This window comes from Clostridium beijerinckii, from assembly GCA_003129525.1.
Classification (GTDB): Bacteria; Bacillota; Clostridia; order Clostridiales; family Clostridiaceae; genus Clostridium; species Clostridium beijerinckii_D.
In genome coordinates this window covers 1,016,689-1,038,476 of sequence record CP029329.1, presented here as the reverse complement: position 1 = coordinate 1,038,476, position 21,788 = coordinate 1,016,689, and the positions used below count along the sequence as shown (strand labels likewise).

Sequence of the window (21,788 nt, the reverse complement as noted above, 5' to 3'; positions counted from 1 at the left end):
TTCACATTCCTTTATTATTATAGTATAATTTTACATGTTATTTATATAATAATTATTATTAATTTTGCGAGGTATATACTATGCGATTAGTTCCTATTGAATGTATCAGAGAAAACTCATTATTGGGTAAAGCTATATATTCTTGTGATGGTCAATGTTTACTTAGATCTGGTGTTTTATTAACAGATGACATATTAAAAAAAATCAAAGAACTCCAAATACTTTCCCTTTACATAATTGATGAATATAGCTCTATAGAAATTGAAGACGTTATAAAACCAGAATTAAGACAAAAATCTATTTCTATAATTAAGGAAACTTTTTGTGATATAGAAAGAATAGCCTCAGTTCATAAATTCGAAAACCGTACTCTTAATGAATATACAAGATATGAAAAACAGTACTTTAATTCAATTAATGAAGTTGCAGAAGATATAGTAGATAATGTTTTATCAAATAAGCATGTATTGCTTTCTTTAGTTGATATAAAAAGTATGGATAACTACACTTATTCTCATTGTGTGAATGTTGCTGTAATATCTATTATCCTTGGTATTAGTCTAAATCTACCTAAGAAAAAATTGACTTATCTTTGTATTGGTGCATTAATTCATGATATAGGAAAATCATTTATACCAAAAGAAGTTCTTCAAAAGCCAGGTCGGTTAACTCCCGAAGAATTTGAAATAATAAAATGTCATTCAAGGTATGGATATGACTTCATAAAGAATTTTTTTGATTTAAGTTCTCATATCAAATTAATAGTATTACAACATCATGAAAGATTCGATGGATTAGGTTACCCTAATAGTCTTAGAGGTGATAAGATTAGCTATTTAGCTAGAATTGTGAGCATTGCAGATGTTTATGATGCATTAACATCTGATAGACCATATAAAAGAGCTATGTGCCCAAGTGATGCATTAGAATATTTAATGTCCAATGCTGGTACATTATTCGATTATGATATGATTAATATATTTTGCAGAATTGTTATTCCTTTTCCTCAAGGAACAATTGTAAGTCTTAGTAATGGCGACATAGGAATAGTTGAAAAAACACTTCCAAACTTCCCATTAAGACCTCTTGTAAAAATAGTTAAAAGTAATTGTCAAAATAAAATTGGTTCTATAATTAATTTAATAGAAACTCTTTCAATTGTTATTTCTGATATAAGATATGAAATATAAAATAAGCTGCTAAATTTAAATGTAGCTTATTTTTTTATTATTGATTAATACTTTAGTTTATTTTTTCCCTTTTATGCATGAATGGATTAATATTTGCAAGTTTTTCAGCCTCTTCAAAGCTTCTCGCTCTAAAAACTAATGTCCAACCATTTTTGTCATACTTTCCTGCACACATTATGTATTTTTCTTGTTTATCTATATAATTTCCTTGCCTATCTATTATCAAGCTTCTAATATTATCTATATTTCTACAATTTAATTTCACAAAAAAATTTCCCATTTCTTTCATAATACACATCTCCTTAGCAAACATATGTTCATTGATTATATTATATAGAACGCATGTTTGCTTGTCAACTAATATATGCTAACTTTCATCTTAAATTGCAATATTGTATTTGATTATATTGGTATCAAGTTCAACTAAGATTCAGGTGTGATTTGATCCCCATCTGAATCTTAGTTGAACTTATACCTCCAAGGATAACAATGTCTAGGAGGGTGCAACCGTTATCTCCAACTTGAAGAAGTGGGAGTGTTACGGATGCTAGCTATCGGATAAATATTAATTTTAACAAAAAAATAGAAGAGATAAACATCTCTTCCATTTAAAATCTTATACTATTTATATTCTGCTGCTATATCAAATACTTCTAAATCTTTATTTTCATCAAGCTTTTCAATTTCTACATCAGCAATTGCTCTTAATGTATCTAATGCAGTAATTACACCTACATTTCTCTCAACTGCTGCTCTTCTTATTAAGAAACCATCTCTCTTTGAATCATTTCCCTTAGTTGGTGTATTTACAACTAAATCTACTTCTCTATTTTTAACTATATCTAAGATGTTTGGTTCTTCTTCGTTAATCTTTCTAATTTCTTCTACTTCTATACCAGCATTTCTTAATAATTCAGCAGTACCTGTAGTTGCTATAAACTTATATCCAACTGCCGCAAGATCTTTTGCTATAGGTAAGAATTCTGCTTTATCATGTTTATTTATTGTTGCTAATATTTTTCCTTTTTCTTTTGATGGATACATATTAGCTCCAACAAATCCCTTATAAAGAGCTTCTTTTAAGTTTCTTCCTATACCTAAAACTTCCCCTGTAGATCTCATTTCAGGTCCTAAGCATACTTCAACATTAGGCAATTTTTGAGTTGAGAATACTGGAACTTTGACTGAAACTAATTTAGGTTCTTTATATACATCTATTCCATATCCTAGGTCTACTATTTTAGCTCCCAGCATTACTTGTGTAGCTAAATCTACGATTGGCACTCCACTTACTTTGCTTATATAAGGTACTGTTCTTGATGCTCTTGGATTAACTTCAATTACATATAATTGTCCTTCAAATTCTATAAATTGAATATTTATCATTCCTGTTATTCCAATTGCTAGTGCTAGCTTCTTAGTATAATCTAATACATCTGCCTTTATCTTATCAGATATATTTTGACTTGGATACATAGTAACACTATCTCCTGAATGAACTCCAGCTCTTTCTAAGTGTTCCATTATTCCTGGGATTAATATATTTTCTCCATCTGATATAGCATCTACTTCTATTTCTCTACCCATTAAATATTTATCAATAAGAATTGGATTCTTATTATCTTTAGCAAAAGCATTAGTCAAGTAGAATGTTAATTCTTCTTCATCATGAGTTATTTCCATTCCTTGACCACCAATTACATATGAAGGTCTAACAAGCACTGGGAATTTTAATCTTCTTGCTTCTTCCAATCCATCTTGTAATGACCATATTCCCTTACCTTTTGGTCTTGATATATCTAATCTTTCTAATAAATCATCAAACTTTTCTCTGTCTTCAGCTAAATCTATTTGATCTGCTGTAGTTCCAAGGGTTACAATATTTTGTTCCTTCAAGAAATTAGCAAGCTTAATAGCTGTTTGACCACCAAATTGAAGTATTACACCATCTGGTTTTTCCTTTTCAATTATATTTAAAACATCTTCTTCTGTTAATGGTTCAAAATATAATTTATCAGATACGTCAAAGTCTGTACTTACTGTTTCTGGATTATTATTAACTATAATAGTTTCAATTCCAAGTTTCTTTAATGCTTTTACACAATGTACTGAAGCATAATCAAACTCAATTCCTTGACCTATTCTTATTGGACCAGAACCAATAACTATAACTTTCTTATTATTCGATACTTCAACTTCATCATATTGCTCATAAGTTGAGTAATAATAAGGTGATAATGCTTCAAATTCCCCCGCACAAGTATCAACCATTTTATATGAAGGTTTTATATTCCATATGTCTCTTAATCTATATATATCATCGGGACTTACCTTTAACATATCTGAAATAGCTTTATCTGAAAATCCTTTTTTCTTTAAGTTATGTAACCATTCTTTATCTAAGTCTTCAATCTTGCTTAGTTTTAATCTTTGTTCCTCTTCAACTATCCATTTGATTTTTTCTAAGAAGAACATATCAATTCCTGTGATTTTGCTTATTTTCTCTATCATATAGTCTCTTCTTATCATTTCAGCTAATGCAAAAATTCTTTCATCATCTGGCTTCATTACTAAGTCTTTTAATTCTGAAATACTATGTTCTTTAAATTTCTTATGATCTAAAGAATACTTTCCTATTTCTAAACTTCTAATACCCTTTAAAAATGCTTGCTCAAAGTTAGCTCCTATAGCCATAATTTCTCCAGTAGCCATCATTTTAGTTCCTAATTGTCTATCAGCCCCAAAGAATTTATCAAATGGCCATTTTGGTATTTTAACTACAACATAGTCAAGTGCTGGTTCAAAGCATGCATAAGTCTTTTGTGTTACAGCATTTTTTATCTCATCTAATCCATATCCAAGCGCAATCTTTGCAGCAAGCTTAGCAATAGGATATCCTGTTGCTTTTGATGCTAAAGCTGAACTTCTTGAAACTCTAGGATTTATTTCTATAACTGCATATTCAAAGCTATTTGGATTTAATGAGAATTGTACATTACATCCACCTTCAATTCCAACTGCATTTATTATATTTATTGATGCTGTTCTTAGCATTTGATATTCTTTATCTGAAAGAGTTTGTGATGGAGCAACAACTATACTATCACCAGTATGTATACCAACAGGATCTATGTTTTCCATGTTACATACAGTAATGCAGTTTCCATAAGAATCTCTCATTACTTCGTACTCTACTTCTTTCCAACCCTTAACACTCTTTTCAAGTAAAACCTGACTTATTGTACTTAATTGAAGTCCTAATTTCAATATAGTTTCAAGTTCTTGTTGATCATTAGCTATACCACCGCCAGATCCACCTAAAGTATACGCAGGTCTAACTATAACTGGGTATCCAATTTGAGCTGCAAAATCTAATCCTGCTTGCAAATCAGTTACAATTTCACTTTTTATAACTGGTTCTCCAATTTTATTCATCATGTTTCTGAATAATTCTCTATCTTCACCTTCTTTAATAGATGCAATAGATGTTCCGATTACATTAACATTATATTTCTCTAAAATACCAGCATCATTTAATTCTACAGCAAGGTTAAGCCCTGTTTGACCACCCATTCCTGCAAGTAAGCTATCTGGTCTTTCTTTAGCAATGACTTTTTCAACAAATTCTATTGTTAATGGTTCTATATAAACTTTATCTGCAACTTCTTTATCTGTCATTATTGTTGCAGGATTTGAATTTACAAGTACAACTTCTATACCTTCTGATTTTAATGCTTCACAAGCTTGAGTTCCTGAATAATCGAACTCTGCCGCTTGACCTATAACTATGGGACCTGATCCTATAACTAAAACTTTTTTTATATCTTTATTTAATGGCATTTTATTTACCCCTCCTATAGTGCATATTCTAAAAATTTATCAAATATGTATTCGCTGTCCTTTGGACCTGCTGATGCTTCTGGATGGAATTGAACTGAATATATTGGTAAAGTCTTATGCTTCATTCCTTCGACAGTTCCGTCATTTATATTTACATGAGTAACTTCTATATCATCTGGTAATTTTTCTACTACGTAACCGTGATTTTGAGAAGTTATATGAACAATATTGGATTCTAAATCTTTAACTGGATGATTACATCCTCTATGTCCAAACTTTAGCTTAGTAGTTTTTCCACCTAAAGCTAATCCTAATAATTGATGTCCTAAGCAAATACCTGTTATTGGTTTAATGCCAACTAATTTCTTTATATTATCTATAGCAAAATCTAAGTCTTCCGGATCTCCAGGTCCATTAGATAAGAATACTAAGTCTGGATTTACACTTAACACTTCCTCTGCTGTAGCTGTAGCTGGGAATACAGTTAATTTACAATTTCTCTTCTTAAAATTTCTTATAATATTAGTTTTTATACCAAAATCCATAATAGCTATATGTTTTCCTGTTCCTTGAATTGTATAAGACTTCTCTGTAGTTACAGTCTTTACAGCTTCCTTTGTTGAAAATCCTGCTATTTTTTCTTTAACATATTCATCATCAACATCTTCTAATGTAATTATTCCTCTCATTGTCCCACTGTTTCTTAAAACCTTTGTTAGTGCTCTTGTATCTATCGCTTCTAATCCAATTATTTTTCCTTGTTTTAAGAAATCTTCTAATGTCAATTCACATCTAAAGTTACTTGGTAAATCACATTTTTCTCTTACGATAAAACCTCTTGCCTTGATTGAATCAGATTCCATATCTTCAATATTGATTCCATAGTTTCCTATTAAAGGATAAGTCATAGTTACTATTTGTCCGTAATAAGATGGATCAGTAAGCACCTCTTGATAACCTGTCATACCAGTTGTAAATACTACTTCTCCAACGCTTTCTTTTAGGTATCCAAAAGCTTTACCTTCAAAAACCATACCATTTTCTAATATAAGCTTTGCCTTCATGCTCAAGCCTCCTACAAATATATTTTTGCTAAAACTACACCTTATGAATCTTTTTTTATATAAAACAAAAGGATAACAAAGAGACTACAGTAAAACTGTTCTCTTCACTATCCTGTGATATACCTTACATATATTGATTTCAAAAAATAAGCTATGAAATTTTTCATTATGCTTCCAAATATCATAGTTATGCTCCCTTTTTGGCCTCACAGGACCAAGTTAAAGTGTACCTTAACTTTTAAAATTTTCTCTTTTCAACTATTTTAGTTGATAGATGATGTTATGTCAAGATAAATTAAGGATAGTTATATATTTAATATAATTCTTTTTATTTTAATCATATTTTATTAATTTTATTCTATGTATTTAGAATAAATATTCATACAATATATTAATACTATCACATAAGTATAATTATTTAAAGTATAAAAATGCATTTAATATGAATTTTTATTCATTGTCCATATTATACTAAATTATAAATATCCAAGCCTAAATTATTCTTGTTTATTCTATATATATACAAGTATAGAAATAAATGCACTAATTCTTATTTCAGTCAATTTGCATAAGAGTAGTTTTCACTTTTTACATCTGTACTAACTATTGCTCTTTAATATTACTTTTCTACTTAATAATCTTGGTATTAACTTATTCACTAAGATTAATAATTTATTTTTATAACCTGGAATGATTATTGTCTTTCCTTTCCAGAATCCTAAATAAGCTTCTTCTGCAACCTTACTCGCATCCATTAAATATTTTTTTGCTTTTTCTGACTTTCTTATACCTGACTTTTCTTGGAATGATGTTTTTACTGGTCCTGGGCAAAGACAGCTTACCTTTACGCCTAAATTTTCCACTTCATCATGAATTGCTTCTGTTAATGATAAAACATATGCTTTACTCGAATAATACATAGCCATCTTAGGTCCTCCAATAAAAGCAGCTGTTGATGCTACATTTAAGATCCCACCAGTTTGTCTTTTAATCATATCTTTTATAAAATACTTCGTAAGAGTAGTTAATGCAATAATATTTATATTTATTAATTTCTCCTCAAATCCATCATCTGATCCGCTGAAAAATCCAAAACCACCAATACCCGCATTATTTATTAAATTATCCACAATGAATTTTTTTTCCTCCACAACTTTTATTATTTTTTCACAGAATTTATCCACACATAAGTCAGTTTGTATTATCTCTACAGTTATTTTATATTCTTTTTCAAATTTAACTTTAATAGCTTCTAATTTCTCTTGATTTCTAGCTACGATAATTAAATTATGATTGTCAGCAGCAAAAAGTTTTGCTAATTCTAGACCAATTCCTTCGGTCCCACCAGTTATCAATGTATATCTATTTAAAATATTCATTTTTCTCTTTCCTTCTCTTATTCTTTTATGCATATCAAAAAATATAACAAACTTAAAGATGTGATTTATATTGGATCTTTTATTTTTTTGAATATGCCTTACGTAATTATATCAAAAAAGTATATTATACTAACATATAATAATTTATTATCACTTTTTAGAAGTTTTAATCTTGAAGATACCTAAAATAAGGCTTAAATGCTAAATATACATTCAAACCTTTAAGTTTATTTCAAGCTACAATTCTATATACTATTGTTGTTAAAAAACAAAGTCCTATTCCTAGTATTGTTGGGAGTATAAATGCTATAACTGGCCATTTAATGCTATCTGTTTCCTTTTTTATTGTTAGTAATGTTGTAGCACACGGAAAGTGCATTATACATAATATCATAGTATTTATTACAGTAAGAGTTGTCCATCCATTAGCTAAAAGTACTTCTTTTAAGCCATCAAATCCATCTATATTTATCATTGTTGATTGCTTTAAATAACTCATTATCATAATTGGCATTACAATCTCATTTGCTGGAAGTCCTAAGATAAATGCTACTGCTATATAACCATCAATCCCTATAATCTTAGCAAAGGGATCAAAAAAACTTGTACAATACATTAATACTGATGAATCGCCTATCATAACATTTGCGAATATCCAAATAATTGCTCCAGCTGGCGCTGCAACTGCAATTGCCCTTGCAAGTACGAATAATGTTCTATCTATTAGTGATCTGAGTAATATTTTACCTACTTGAGGCTTTCTGTAAGGAGGTAATTCTAAAATAAAATGTGATGGCGTACCTTTTAATACAGTTTTAGCTAATATCTTAGAGCTTATTAATGTCATAAATACACCTAAAATAATCATTGTGGTTACTATAATTGCTGAAAAGAGACTTCCATTAAATCCACCTGCCATTCCTCCAACAAATACTGTAGCAATTGTAATTAACATAGGAAACCTACCATTACAAGGCATGAACACATTTGTTAAAATTGCTATAAATCTTTCTTTAGGTGAATTTATTATCCTACAGCCTATTACCCCTGCTGCATTACAGCCAAGCCCCATGCACATTGTTAGTGCTTGTTTTCCACATGAAGAGCATTTTCTAAAGCACTTATCTAAATTAAATGCTATTCTTGGCAAGTAACCTAAATCCTCAAGTAATGTAAACATTGGAAAGAAAATTGCCATTGGTGGTAACATTACAGATATTACCCACGTTAATGTTGCATATACACCATCCATTAATATGCCTTCTATCCATTTAGGTAAAATTACACTTTGCAATAAATCTTTCAACCATAAGCCTATTTCTTCAAACATATAACTCAAAACTTGAGATGGATAGTTCGCAAGAGTTATTGTTGTCCATAGTATTAATATTAATAGTAGTATCATAACCGGAATTCCTGTCATTCTAGATACTAGAACTTTATCTACCTTTTTACTAAAATCATCATATTTAGTTTTATTTTTAACTACTGCTTTAGTTACCTCTTCTGCTCTTTTAATTATTTGTTCTACTAATTCATCTCCAATGCATTTATTATTCATATGTTTTTCTGTCTTTATAGCTATTTCACTAATCTTTTGTAATATAATTTCATCTATATTAAATTTCATCTTAATTTTTGCTTTTATTTTCTTATTTCCTTCTAATAATCTTAAAGAAATCCACCTTTTTTTCTTATTATCCATAATGAAATCTTTCAATAATTCCTCTACGCTCTTTATTGCAAATTCAATATCCTCGCTATAAGTTATAGTTCTAACTTTATTTTGATTATTAATAACTATTTCATTAATTGCATCTTTTAATTCTGAAAATCCTACTTTATCAGTTGCTGATGTTTTGATAACTTTTATATTTAATATATTACTTAATTCACCTTCATTTATTGATATTCCCCTCTTATTAGCTTCATCCATTAAATTTACACATAAAATTATATTATCTGTTATCTCTGAAATTTGTATAAATAAATTTAAATTTCTTTCTAAAGATGTTGCGTCTGCTACTATAACTACAACATCTGGATTTTCAAAACAAATATAATCTCTTGCTATTTCCTCTTCTTCAGAATCAGATAATAAGGAATAAGTTCCCGGTAAATCTATAATTCTTATTTTTTTGTCATTGTGCTCATATAAACCTTCGGCATTAGTTACTGTCTTACCAGGCCAATTTCCTGTATGTTGGTTAAGTCCTGTAAGTGTATTAAATACAGTACTTTTACCTACATTTGGATTTCCTGCTAGTCCAATTGTAAAATCATATTTCTTATCTTTATCACCGCTTTCTATTATTTTAATTCCCATAGAACCTTTAGTCAGCCCCATTAAGCTCACTCCTTACTAATTGTTCTAACTCTTATTTTATTAGCCTCATCATGCCTAATAGCAATAACTGTTCCTCTTATTAAATAGGCCTTTGGATCTCCAAAGGGACTTATATATAGTGGTTCAATAATGGTATTCTTTATTATTCCTAAATCAAAGAATCTTCTTCTGAGTTCCCCTCAGCATCAATTTCAACCACTCTAACTTCTTCATCTAAATTTATCTTACTTAATATCTCTTCTTGTTTATCCATTACTTTCTCCCCGAAAATTAATTTATGGTGCTACTAATAACTTATGATTTTTTTTGAAATTAGGTTCTAATTTTTTATTTTCCAATTAAAAGTACTTCGAAAGTATCTTTTATTTTTAACTTGTATTTTTTAATATACATAAATAAAAATGAGACTTATAATTTCATAGTAATCATTCGGAATACACTTTATTTATTAGTATATTCTAAAATCACTACATATGAATTATAAATCCCATAAATATCATTGCAATAAAAATACTACTTCATTTTTATATCAGAGCATGTCCACTAATTAAAATTTGTCTATTATAAGCTCTGCTGTTTTTATATTAGTAACAACTGCTACATTATGTACATTACACACTCTAAGTAATGCTGATACATCAGGTTCATGAGGTTGTGAAGTTAGTGGATCTGTAAAAAATATTACTAAATCAATCTGACCTTCAGCAATACGCCCACCTAACTGTTGATCTCCTCCATATGGCCCAGATAAATATCTCTTAACCTCAAGCCCAGTTGCTTCTGATATCATCTTTCCTGTTGTTCCAGTAGCAACTAAATCATACTTAGCTAATATTTCCTTATGCTTTTTTGCAAATTCAATAATTTCTTGTTTCTTTTTATCATGAGCTATTAAAGCAATTTTCATAACTGTCATCCCCTTTTTACATTTTTGTAATACGTTTTCACATTGAAATTATACTATAATTCCATAAATAAAAAAAGATTATTTTATTAACAACTTATGCATCTCTATATGAGGTATTCCAGCTTCCTCATAGATATCTGATGTTACAATAAATCCAACATTTTCATATAATGATTTTGCATATAGCTGCGAAGATAACACAATCTTATTCTCTTGAAAATTTGACTTAATATATTCAACAGTTTCCTTAAGCATTTCCTGGGCAATACCTTTTTTTCTAAATTCATTTAAAACCAATACTCTTCCAATTGATATGTTTTCATGATTTATTCCTTTTGGAACTATCCTACAATAGGCTACTACTCTTTCATTTTCTTCTAAAAATACATGTATACACTTATCATCTAATCCATCAAGTTCTTCTTCACATATAATCTTCTGCTCTTGGATAAATACTTCGCATCGACTTCTAGTTATTTCATATAATTGTTTCAATGTTAATTTATTAAATTCCCTAATATTCCATTTATTCATTTGTATTATTCTCCCATTCATAATATTTTACCTCTAGTAACTTATTTTTTGATTAATTTAAACATGTACAATTCTTAATATGAAAGTAAATAAAAATATAGGGGTACTTCTCTAAAAAGCCACTCCCTCATATTTTTATTATATATGTCGATACTTAAACTTCTATCTTATTTGTCCATTTCCATAAATAATATATTTTATTGTTGTTAATTCCTTAAGTCCCATTGGACCTCTAGCATGTAACTTTTGAGTGCTTATTCCTATTTCAGCTCCAAATCCAAATTCAGAACCATCTGTAAATCTTGTTGAAGCATTAACATAAACTGCTGCTGCATCTACTCTTTGAAGAAACTTTTGAGAATTTTTATAACTTTCTGTAATGATAGCTTCTGAATGCCCTGTTCCATATTTATTTATATGAGTAATTGCTTCATCTACATCCTTAACTATTTTTACTGCCATGATATAATCCAAATATTCTTTTCCCCAATCCTCTTCATTAGCTTTTTCAATATCATTTATTATAGCTTGTGATGCTTCATCACCTTTAACTGAAACTCCATTTTCTCTTAAAGCCTTAATTGCTATTGGTAAAAAGTCCTTAGCTATTTTTTCATTTACTAGAAGCTTTTCAGCTGAATTACAAACTGAAGGCCTTGATGCCTTTGCATTAACAGCAATATTCTTTGCCATTTCAAAATCACAGTTTTCATCTATATATATATGACAGTTACCAGTACCTGTTTCTATAACTGGAATAGTAGCATTTTTAAGAACTGATTGAATTAACCCGGCTCCTCCCCTTGGAATAAGAACATCTATAAATTCATTTAATTTCATCATCTCAGTTGCAATTTCCCTACTTGTATCTTCTACAAGTTGAACTGAATATTTAGGTAATCCAGCTCTTTCAATCCCCTTAATTAAAGCCTTAACTATAGCTTTATTCGAATTAATAGCTTCACTACCACCTCTTAATATAACAGCATTTCCTGTCTTTAAACAAAGTGCTGCTGCATCACACGTTACATTAGGTCTTGCTTCATAAATTATTCCTACAACTCCAATTGGCACTCTCCTTTGTCCTATTTGTAATCCATTTGGCCTTTGCCACATCGAAATTACTTCACCAATTGGATCTTGAAGTTTAACAACATCTTTAAGTCCATCAGCCATTCCTTCAATTCTCTCATCACTTAGTGCTAATCTATCTAACATAGCTATTGATGTACCTTTTGATTTAGCAACTCCTAAATCTAGTTCGTTAGCTTTAATTATTTCTTCCTTTGCATCAATCAATTCTTCAGCCATAAAAATCAGTGCATCATCTTTTTCCTTTGTTGATGCAATACCTAATTCATAAGATGCTTCTTTTGAGTTTTGCCCCATATCTACCAAATAATTTTTTCCTAATAATTCATTCATCTTTTAACCTCCATCCTATTTTTTTACAGATGATAAAAATAAAGTTCCTATTTCTTCACCACTTAAAATCTCTAATAATATACTTGGTTCACTACCATTAGCCAAAACCATATCTACCCCTGCTTTGGTCGCTTTTTTAGCTGCTGTTATTTTTGTAATCATTCCACCAGTACCTAATTTGGAGCCAGCCCCTCCAGCACATTCTTCTAATTCAGGTGTTATATCCCTAACTTCTTTTAATAATTTTGCTTCATCATTGCTTCTCGGATCTGAATCATAAAATCCATCTATATCAGATAATATTATTAGCAAATCTGCATTAATTAATGATGCTACTATAGCTGATAGATTGTCATTGTCTCCAAATCTAACTATATTCTCTATTTCATCTATTGCAACTGTATCATTTTCATTTACTATTGGGATTATTTTCTTCTCCAATAAGGTTTCAAATGTGTTACACACATTTTCCCTAATATGATCATCTTCTACTACATCCCTAGTAAGTAAAACTTGACCTACTATGTGACTATATTCTCCAAAGAATTTACTATATATATGCATCAATTCACATTGTCCAACTGATGCTACTGCTTGCTTTTCTCTTATACTTTGGGGCTTTTCTTTTAATTTCAATTTATTCACACCAACACCAATTGCACCTGATGTTACAAGAGTAACTTGTTTACCTGAATTAACTATATCAGATAGAACCCTTGTTAATTTTTCAATTCTACTTAAATTAATATTTCCATTATCATAAGTTAATGTCGATGTACCAACCTTTACAACTATTCTGTTGGCATCTTTTAATCTTTGACGAAAGCCCATTTTTACATCCCCTTAAAAGTGATATTTATTTCTTATATTTTATCTTACTATACCTAATTTATCTTATCAAGATAGAAAATATTATCCCTAAACTTTCACCTGGATTATAACTCCAATTTTTAGTATAGTTATTGTTAATAAATGTATTTTCTAAGGAGGTTTGCTAAAATAGAAATTGAATCTTCTAATACTAAATAAAAAAGGACTAAAGGATGCAAATCGAATCCCTTAGTCCTATATTTATTTAATAATCAAAACCAGCAGAATATAAATTTTAATATTCATTTTTTAGTTTCATATTATCTCTTCTTTAAATTATATATGAAAATACACAAATAAAGTGACACAATGTACCTAGCATAATGAACACATGAAATATCTCATGTCTTCCAAATAGCCATATCCTTTTTTCTGTTTTCAATGCATATATTACTCCACCTATTGTATACATTACTCCACCTAAAACGAACCATACTAACCCTGCTACTGGTAAAACTTTCGATATTGGATATATTGCAGCTATTGCAAACCAACCAATTCCTATATACATTGCACTACTTAACCACCTAGGACAAGTTACCCAACACAATTTGAATCCTATTCCTATAACTGAACATATTGTTACAGCTAAAAATAAATTCGTCCCTATTTTCCCGTTTAATGCCACTAAACAGAATGGAGCATATGATCCTGTAATTAAAATAAATATCATTGAATGATCTAATCTTTTTAGCATTTTTATTACTTTATCACTAGCTTTTACCCAATGATATGTTGTTGATGCACTGTATAATAAAATCATACTTACTCCCAAAAATAATACTGATCCAAATGTTATTGCAGAACTTTCTGTTATATATGCTTTAACTAACATAGCAATCAAAGCAAATAATGACAATACTGCACCAATACAATGAGTTAATCCATTAATAGGTTCTCTTAAATATTTCTCCATCCTCTTACCTCCCATTTAATTACACATAGTTTTGATAACTACGTGTTAGTATATTGATAATTATTTCATATATCCATTTATATTGCAAAAGTTATTTTTCCTTATTTTCTATTGATAATTAGTATTTTACCCATAAATGCTTGAATTATCACTTTCTTTCGATTAATATTGAAATTATAATAAAAGACATAGTTTTTATTACTATGTGAGGAGTGAAATTTTATGAATGACTTTAATATTGATAGCTATATAAATTCACAGAAAGCATCTAATAATATTAATTTAGATGCTTTTCCTGAAATTGATTTGTACATGGATCAAGTAATGCAACTTTTTGAAAGTAAATTAAGCTACACTAAAAGAAATGATGATGATAAAGTTCTTACTAAAACCATGATTAATAATTATGTAAAAGGTAATCTTCTAATGAAAATTAAAAATAAAAAGTATACTAAAAATCATCTTATTTTAATGGGTTTAATTTATAACTTAAAAGGATGTCTATCTTTAACTGATATTAAAACTATTTTAACTCCTATAGTTGATTCTTTTGAAAAAGAACAGGAATATCCTTTAAATGATGTATATCAATCTTTTCTTGATATCTATGATTTGAATTTAGAAGATATCGAAAATTCTTCAAATAAAATCTATAATAATATAAAACAGCTGGTAAATACTAAGGATGACACTCTAGGAGAATATGAAGAAAAACTTTTGCTTATATGTGCATATGTCAACATGAGCAATCTCTATAGACGTATGAGTGAAAGATTAATAGATGAATGTTTTGGCACTCCTAAAGATTACAAGTAATATACTAATTCAAAATACATTGATTGTATGATATAATAATCAACATGAAACGAAACTACTTATGTAATTACCAATGCACAATTTACAATACACAATTAAGGAAATTTGCCTTAATTGTGCATTGAAAACTGTGCATTGTACATTGCTATAATAATTATAATAATATGAAATGAGGTAGAAAGATTGATAAACGTATCAAATGTTAGTCTAAGATTTGGTGGACGTAAACTTTTTGAAGATGTCAACCTTAAATTTACTCCTGGAAATTGCTATGGAGTTATTGGTGCCAACGGTGCTGGAAAGAGTACATTCCTTAAAATACTGTCTGGAGAAATAGAACCTAATACTGGTGAAGTTTCGATTGCTGCTAACTTAAGAATGTCAGTGTTAAAGCAAGAACATAATAAATATGATGATTTTCAAGTTCTAGAAACTGTAATAATGGGTAATGAAAGACTATATGAAATAATGAAAGAAAAAGATGAAATATATGCAAAAACTGATTTTTCTGATGCAGATGGAATTAAAGCTTCTGAATTAGAAGGTGAATTTGCTGAACTTAATGGTTGGGAAGCTGAATCTGAAGCTTCTTCAGTTCTACAAGGATTAGGAATAGGAACAGATCTTCATTTTAAAAATGTATCAGAATTAACTGGAGGAGAAAAAGTTAAAGTTCTTTTAGCTCAAGCTCTATTTGGTAATCCTGGAATATTAATTCTAGATGAACCTACTAACGGCTTGGATTTAAAAGCTGTAAACTGGTTGGAAGACTTCTTAGGTAACTTTGATGGAACTGTTATAGTTGTATCCCATGATAGACATTTCTTAAATTCAGTTTGTACTCAAATGGCTGATGTTGACTTTGCAAAAATTAAGATTTATGTTGGTAACTATGATTTCTGGTATGAATCAAGTCAATTAGCTTTTCAATTATCAAAAGATCAAAACAAGAAAAAGGAAGAAAAAATTAAAGATTTACAAGACTTTATTGCAAGATTTAGTGCTAATGCTTCTAAATCTAAGCAAGCAACTTCTCGTAAAAAATTATTAGATAAAATTACTTTAGATGATATACAACCATCAAGCAGAAAATATCCTTTTGTAGGATTTAAACCTGAAAGAGAAGTTGGTAATGATATTTTATCAGTTACGGATTTATCTAAAACTATTGATGGAGTTAAAGTTTTAGACAATGTAAGTTTCATGGTTAATAAAGGAGATAAGATTGCTCTTATTGGTAATGAAATAGCTGTATCTACATTATTTAAAATATTAGCTGGCGAAATGGAACCAGATAGTGGCGAATTCAAATGGGGAATAACTATTACTAATTCTTACTTCCCAAATGACAATTCAAAATTCTTCGATGATTGTAACCTTTCTTTAGTAGATTGGCTTAGACAATATTCAGAAGAAAAGTCTGAAAGCTATATTAGAGGTTTCTTAGGTAGAATGTTATTCTCCGGAGAAGAAGCACTAAAAGAAGCTAATGTATTATCTGGAGGAGAAAAGGTTAGATGTATGTTATCTAGGATGATGCTTTCTAATGCTAATGTATTAATGTTAGATCAACCAACTAACCATCTTGACCTTGAATCAATAACAGCTGTAAATAATGGTTTAAAAGATTATAGCAGTAACATACTATTTGCTTCTCATGACCACCAATTCATCCAAACTATAGCAACTAGAGTTATAGATATTAAAGATGATGGTTCTATAATTGATAAAACTATGACATTTGATGAATACTTAGAATTCTCTAATTCTAATAAATAGAATTAGAAAAATGCCATTTAAAGGGAATATCAAAAATCCTTTTAAATGGCATTCCTTTATATAATTATTAATAGGTTTTCTATCTTAACATATCTTCTACAACTTCATAAACGTAATCAACAAGATTATCAGCATGTGGCTTTACTACTTCTTCTGCTGAATTAAATGTATAACTATTTTTTGTAATATTGAACATTGATACATCATTTAAAGAATCTCCTACTGCATACAACATTTCTGTTCCCTTATTCTCCTCTTCTAATATTCTCATAATGGCATTTCCTTTTGAACAATATTTAGGTACTATATCCACAAAACATTGATTCCTAAATGCTTCTATATGCTTACTGTATTTTTCCAACAAATTATCTCTTATAAATTCTGATTTTTCTATTGATTGTGATACATTAAAAATACTCATAATCTGTGAATCCATAGTGTTACTTAGTGCATGCTCCAATGTAATTTTATATGAAAAATGATTAAAGAAATCTGCATCTACATTTGATATATCCACTGATTCATTTTCTATCATATATGTATCATTTCCATCATCATAATATATTAATGAATCTCCCATGTTATAGAAATCGGTAATTATTTTATTTTGTATTTTATTAGGTATTACTTTTTCATGTATTATTTTATTTTCCTTGTCTATTATTAATCCACCATTACACATAACCAAGTAGTCGTACTCAAAAGGATATTCGCTTAAAATATCTTTTACACCTTTTAAACTTCTGCCCGTTGATACTATTACTTTATGCCCTAGTTCCTTCAATCTCTTTAATGCTTTTAGATCTTTATCTATAACTTTATTATTTCTAACTAAAGTTCCATCTAAATCACTTGCTAAAAACCTCATTTAACTTCTCTCCTATTATCACGATTTAATATATTCAAATATTATTCTTAATTTACGGTTTCAATATTTATTCCTAATCCCTTTAATGTAAATTTTATTGTACTCTCAATAATACTTTCTAAATTTGTTCTTTCATTATAAATTGATTCATATATTGCAGATGAACATAGTGACCCAAAGAATTGAAATGCTATAAGTTCCGTATCACCTTTTTGGATTTCATCATTTTCCATTGCAACTTTTATATTAATTTCAATTTCATTTATATACTTTTTTATTTTTTTACGTAATTCATTTTGTCTATTTTCACTTCCCCATAGTTGACTCATTACTACTTTAAAAAAATTTGTATATCCATAAAGAAAAGTTAATTGTATTCTACATATTTTTACCAATTTTTCAATTGGGCCTACATTAAGATATTGAACTTTACTAACTTGATTCTGTAATATTTGAAGTCCTTCTTCAACAATAAAATTAAATATTTCTTCCTTACTTGCAAAATGATAATACAATGTACCTTTTACAAGTCCTGCATTTGCAGCTATATCATCCATTGTAGCTCCTCTATATCCAGCTTCAGAAAATACTTTTATTGCAGATTCAAATATCAAGTTTTTTGTTTTGTTCATAATACTTCTCCTCATTTCCCCTTCATAATTCTACCATTAACTATTATATCATCAAGATGATTATTACACCATAATTCTACAATTGAATACGTCGTATTATTTAATAATATATTTATTAAATTTAACTTATTTTTGAATTTTTCATTTTATGTGATAAAATTAGCCTTAAGGTGTAAAAATAATAAAACTAATTCATATCTTTTACACATAATTTATTAAAAGCATATTTTCTAGTAATTCGAACTAATTCCATAGTATTATTATAGAATTTAGTTCGAATATATATAAGGCACATAAAAAAATAACAAGTTAGTATGCTAGTCTATTTTATGCACGTGCCTAATTAAAATAAGAAATGGAGGTTATTTGTCATAACTGTAACATTATAAAGCTTGATGGAATTTCTATCTGTATTGTTTTGTAGAGTTTTGACAATTAAATTTATGATTGAAGTATATAATAGAACTACAAAAACCTATGAAGAAGAACTCATTGCAGGGAAGAAGTACATTGAATGGACATATGAATCTCCAATTGGTAAAAACATCACTGAACTTATTGCTAAAAAGAAACTATTTTCTAAAATATATGGAATGTTTTGTGATACAAAATTAAGTGCTAATAAAATTCCCTCATTTATAGAAAGTTTTAATATTGATATGGACATGGCAAAGAAAAAAACCTCTGAATTTAATTCCTTTAATGATTTTTTTATAAGGGAATTAATACCTGAGGCTAGACCACTAAATAAAACTGAAAATATATTAATTTCTCCTGGTGATGGAAGAATTACTGCTTATGAAAATATTGATTTAGATAACATAATTCAAGTTAAAGGCTTAACCTATAGTTTAAAAGAATTAATAAATGATGACACAATTGCTAATAAATATACAAATGGAGTATGCATTATATTAAGACTATGTCCTACTGACTATCATAGATTTCACTTTGTGGACTCAGGCATCCCTTGTGAAAATCACTATATTAAAGGACATTACTATTCTGTAAATCCAATAGCACTGAAGAGTATTCCTAAGCTTTTTTGCGAAAATAAAAGAGAATGGTCATTATTTAAATCAGATAATTTTAAAGATGTGCTACATATAGAAGTTGGTGCTACTTGTGTTGGTTCAATACTCCAAACTTATTCACCTAATATTCGCGTAAATAAAGGTGATGAAAAAGGCTATTTTAAATTTGGAGGATCAACAACAATACTATTTTTTGAAAGAAATTCTGTGAAAATAGATACTGATATTTTAGAACAATCTAATTTAGGCTTTGAATGTAAAATTCAATTGGGTGAACGTATTGGTTCTAAAATTATAAAATAAAAAGAATGGCTTAACTTCAAGGGTTAAGCCATTCTTTTTATGAATTTGGTAGAGCGTGAAGGAATCGAACCATCAATTTACCGTCCGTAGCGGTAGGTTATATCCGTTTAACTAACGCTCCATATTAATTTCAAACAACAAATTTATATTATCACAAGCTCTTATAATAATCAAGTTTATAATATTAATTTTATATAATATTATTTTAATATTTAATTAAATAGTGTTTCCATCTTGAATTAGTTATCTAAAAATAAAGTTTATTTGATTATTTTTAGATAACCTATTTATAGTATCTATCTTAATTTATTATAGATAAATATCTGAAAATTCTAACTCAAGTAATTCTACTTTGTTTTGAGTATTTAAGCATTTATTTTGTGGTATTTCATTAAATTCTAACATTTCTATAGGTAATTTAATTATAAACTCAGACCCACTATTCTCTTCACTTATAAGTTCTATACTTCCATTATGAGCTTTTGTTAAATATCTAACTAAGTCTAAACCTATCCCACTTCCGGAATTTTCATTATTTTTATTCTTTGAGGATTGAATAAATCTATTAAAAATAGTACTTTGTTCTTCCTTAGGTATCCCTATACCCTCATCTCTTATTGAAATAGTTATTTGATTAATGCTCTTCCAGGTATTTATATATATACTACTTCCCTGTGGTGAAAACTTTATTGCATTAGAAATTAAATTCATAATTATTCTATCTATTGCTTCTGGATCTATTGCCATAATACATTCCTCAACATTTGTATCAAAAACTAATGATATGTTTTTTTGTTTAGCGTATTTATCTATAGATGATATATTCCATTCTATTAAATTAATTATATCTAAATTATATCTTTTAAGATTATAATATTCTTTTTCTAATTTTGTAGTATCTATAAGATTATCTACAAGCTTTAATATCTTATATGCATTTCTTTTTATACTTTCCATATGTTCTTTAAATTCACTACCCTTTTCTATGTCTTTATATTCATCCTTATAACATTGAAAAATACTTAATATTATATTTAGCGGTGATCTTAAATCATGAGAAATATTTAAAATAAAATCTTCTTGAGCATTTTTACCTTCTGATAATTTTATGAGCTTATTAATTAATTCTTCCTTTGAGAGTTTCGCAAGTTCCCCCTTGATTAACATATAATCATTATCTACCTGATCATCTTTTAAAATATCAACCTCAACCATTTTCAAATCCCCTTTTTTATTATCTATTTTACTTTTTTTACCATATACCCTTAGTATATAATATCATATTTTTTCCCAGTTAACAACTCTGACCTAAATAAAATTTTAATTAAGGTTTTTTATTATTTCGTCTTTTATATACTTTAATATTAATATAACATACGTTAACGTCCCTATAATAAACATAGTGTCAAAACTTATATCTGGATTAACAGTTTCCAATATAGTTTGAATTATTAATGGCAATGTAGCTGCATATAACGTTACTGAATATAATGCAGCATATTTAACTACCATATTCATGAATAGTGTAAAAAGTGATGCAACCGCAGTTACAATTAAACAATTAAACATTAAGTTTAAAAATGCTGTTCCAAAATCCATACCTATTGCATATATAAAACTTATCATTTCAATATTATGAGTTTTATATCCAATAAAAATATCTTTTACTCCAACTAAAATTAAAGTAAGTAACACTGCATATGAAATTGATTTAACAATTCCTTCTTTAACATATTTAGAAAAAACCTTTATGTCATATATAGAAGTCATAACCCTTTTAAAAAAATTAGTTTTATCTTTCACATTTCCCTCCACATTAGTATTATTTAGTTTTATAATGCATATGTTTATTATTTGCTTTTATTGTCAATATTATAGATAAAA

Annotated in this window: 18 protein-coding genes, 1 tRNA gene and 1 pseudogene; 4 read left to right on the top strand and 16 right to left on the bottom strand. The window is 28.3% G+C overall.

Annotated features, from left to right (window positions below):
- Positions 1-80 precede the first annotated feature (80 nt).
- Positions 81-1,190: an HD family phosphohydrolase gene (locus tag DIC82_04330; GenBank protein ID AWK50316.1), complete on the top strand. Its 1,110-nt coding sequence runs from the start codon at positions 81-83 to the stop codon at positions 1,188-1,190.
- Positions 1,191-1,242: 52 nt separating this feature from the next.
- Here the strand turns inward: DIC82_04330 and DIC82_04325 are convergent, their stop codons facing one another.
- The 11 genes and pseudogenes from DIC82_04325 to DIC82_04275 all read right to left on the bottom strand — a co-directional run bounded on the left by DIC82_04325 (position 1,243) and on the right by DIC82_04275 (position 14,472).
- The gene (locus DIC82_04325) at positions 1,243-1,479 is read right to left on the bottom strand and encodes a hypothetical protein (GenBank protein AWK50315.1); all 237 of its coding nucleotides are present in this window, start codon (positions 1,477-1,479) and stop codon (positions 1,243-1,245) included.
- Between the two features lie 332 nt (positions 1,480-1,811).
- Positions 1,812-5,030, bottom strand: coding sequence for a carbamoyl-phosphate synthase large subunit (locus tag DIC82_04320; GenBank protein ID AWK50314.1), 3,219 nt, complete (start codon positions 5,028-5,030; stop codon positions 1,812-1,814).
- 14 nt (positions 5,031-5,044) lie between these two features.
- Complete coding sequence (locus DIC82_04315) at positions 5,045-6,094, bottom strand: carbamoyl phosphate synthase small subunit (GenBank protein AWK50313.1); 1,050 nt, start codon at positions 6,092-6,094, stop codon at positions 5,045-5,047.
- Positions 6,095-6,693: 599 nt separating this feature from the next.
- Positions 6,694-7,473, bottom strand: coding sequence for a short-chain dehydrogenase (locus DIC82_04310; protein ID AWK50312.1), 780 nt, complete (start codon positions 7,471-7,473; stop codon positions 6,694-6,696).
- A gap of 232 nt (positions 7,474-7,705) precedes the next feature.
- On the bottom strand, positions 7,706-9,820 hold the full coding sequence (gene feoB / locus DIC82_04305; protein AWK50311.1) for a ferrous iron transport protein B: 2,115 nt from the start codon (positions 9,818-9,820) through the stop codon (positions 7,706-7,708).
- Positions 9,821-9,825: 5 nt separating this feature from the next.
- Positions 9,826-10,073 (bottom strand): annotated as a pseudogene (locus DIC82_04300) (ferrous iron transport protein A).
- Between the two features lie 294 nt (positions 10,074-10,367).
- Entirely contained in the window at positions 10,368-10,727 is a 360-nt protein-coding gene (gene mgsA / locus DIC82_04295; protein ID AWK50310.1) for a methylglyoxal synthase, read from the bottom strand.
- Positions 10,728-10,805: 78 nt separating this feature from the next.
- On the bottom strand, positions 10,806-11,261 hold the full coding sequence (locus DIC82_04290; protein AWK53033.1) for a GNAT family N-acetyltransferase: 456 nt from the start codon (positions 11,259-11,261) through the stop codon (positions 10,806-10,808).
- 162 nt (positions 11,262-11,423) lie between these two features.
- Positions 11,424-12,686, bottom strand: a complete 1,263-nt coding sequence (locus DIC82_04285) for a glutamate-5-semialdehyde dehydrogenase (GenBank protein AWK50309.1) — start codon at positions 12,684-12,686, stop codon at positions 11,424-11,426.
- 15 nt (positions 12,687-12,701) lie between these two features.
- Positions 12,702-13,517 (bottom strand): glutamate 5-kinase, encoded by an 816-nt coding sequence (gene proB / locus DIC82_04280; GenBank protein ID AWK50308.1) that lies wholly within the window; start codon positions 13,515-13,517, stop codon positions 12,702-12,704.
- Positions 13,518-13,827: 310 nt separating this feature from the next.
- On the bottom strand, positions 13,828-14,472 hold the full coding sequence (locus DIC82_04275; GenBank protein ID AWK50307.1) for a hemolysin: 645 nt from the start codon (positions 14,470-14,472) through the stop codon (positions 13,828-13,830).
- A gap of 222 nt (positions 14,473-14,694) precedes the next feature.
- Between DIC82_04275 and DIC82_04270 the strand changes: the two genes are divergently transcribed.
- Positions 14,695-15,288, top strand: coding sequence for a hypothetical protein (locus tag DIC82_04270; protein ID AWK50306.1), 594 nt, complete (start codon positions 14,695-14,697; stop codon positions 15,286-15,288).
- Positions 15,289-15,471: 183 nt separating this feature from the next.
- The gene (locus tag DIC82_04265) at positions 15,472-17,067 is read left to right on the top strand and encodes an ABC transporter ATP-binding protein (protein ID AWK50305.1); all 1,596 of its coding nucleotides are present in this window, start codon (positions 15,472-15,474) and stop codon (positions 17,065-17,067) included.
- 79 nt (positions 17,068-17,146) lie between these two features.
- On the opposite strand, the gene DIC82_04260 is transcribed toward DIC82_04265, so the two are convergent.
- Together DIC82_04260 and DIC82_04255 are read right to left on the bottom strand one after the other, a co-directional pair.
- Positions 17,147-17,935: a haloacid dehalogenase gene (locus tag DIC82_04260; protein ID AWK50304.1), complete on the bottom strand. Its 789-nt coding sequence runs from the start codon at positions 17,933-17,935 to the stop codon at positions 17,147-17,149.
- A gap of 47 nt (positions 17,936-17,982) precedes the next feature.
- A complete protein-coding gene (locus DIC82_04255; protein ID AWK50303.1) occupies positions 17,983-18,567 on the bottom strand; it encodes a TetR/AcrR family transcriptional regulator in 585 nt (194 codons plus the stop codon).
- A 443-nt stretch (positions 18,568-19,010) separates the two neighbouring features.
- Here DIC82_04255 and DIC82_04250 point away from each other — a divergent pair, with 443 nt between their 5' ends.
- The gene (locus tag DIC82_04250) at positions 19,011-19,904 is read left to right on the top strand and encodes a phosphatidylserine decarboxylase (GenBank protein AWK53032.1); all 894 of its coding nucleotides are present in this window, start codon (positions 19,011-19,013) and stop codon (positions 19,902-19,904) included.
- A 46-nt stretch (positions 19,905-19,950) separates the two neighbouring features.
- Here DIC82_04250 and DIC82_04245 read toward each other — a convergent pair.
- From DIC82_04245 to DIC82_04235, 3 genes are all read right to left on the bottom strand, one after another.
- Positions 19,951-20,025: transfer RNA gene (locus tag DIC82_04245), tRNA-Arg, on the bottom strand.
- 188 nt (positions 20,026-20,213) lie between these two features.
- Positions 20,214-21,119 (bottom strand): two-component sensor histidine kinase, encoded by a 906-nt coding sequence (locus DIC82_04240; protein ID AWK50302.1) that lies wholly within the window; start codon positions 21,117-21,119, stop codon positions 20,214-20,216.
- Between the two features lie 105 nt (positions 21,120-21,224).
- Entirely contained in the window at positions 21,225-21,707 is a 483-nt protein-coding gene (locus DIC82_04235; GenBank protein ID AWK50301.1) for a DUF1189 domain-containing protein, read from the bottom strand.
- Between the last annotated feature and the right edge of the window lie 81 nt (positions 21,708-21,788).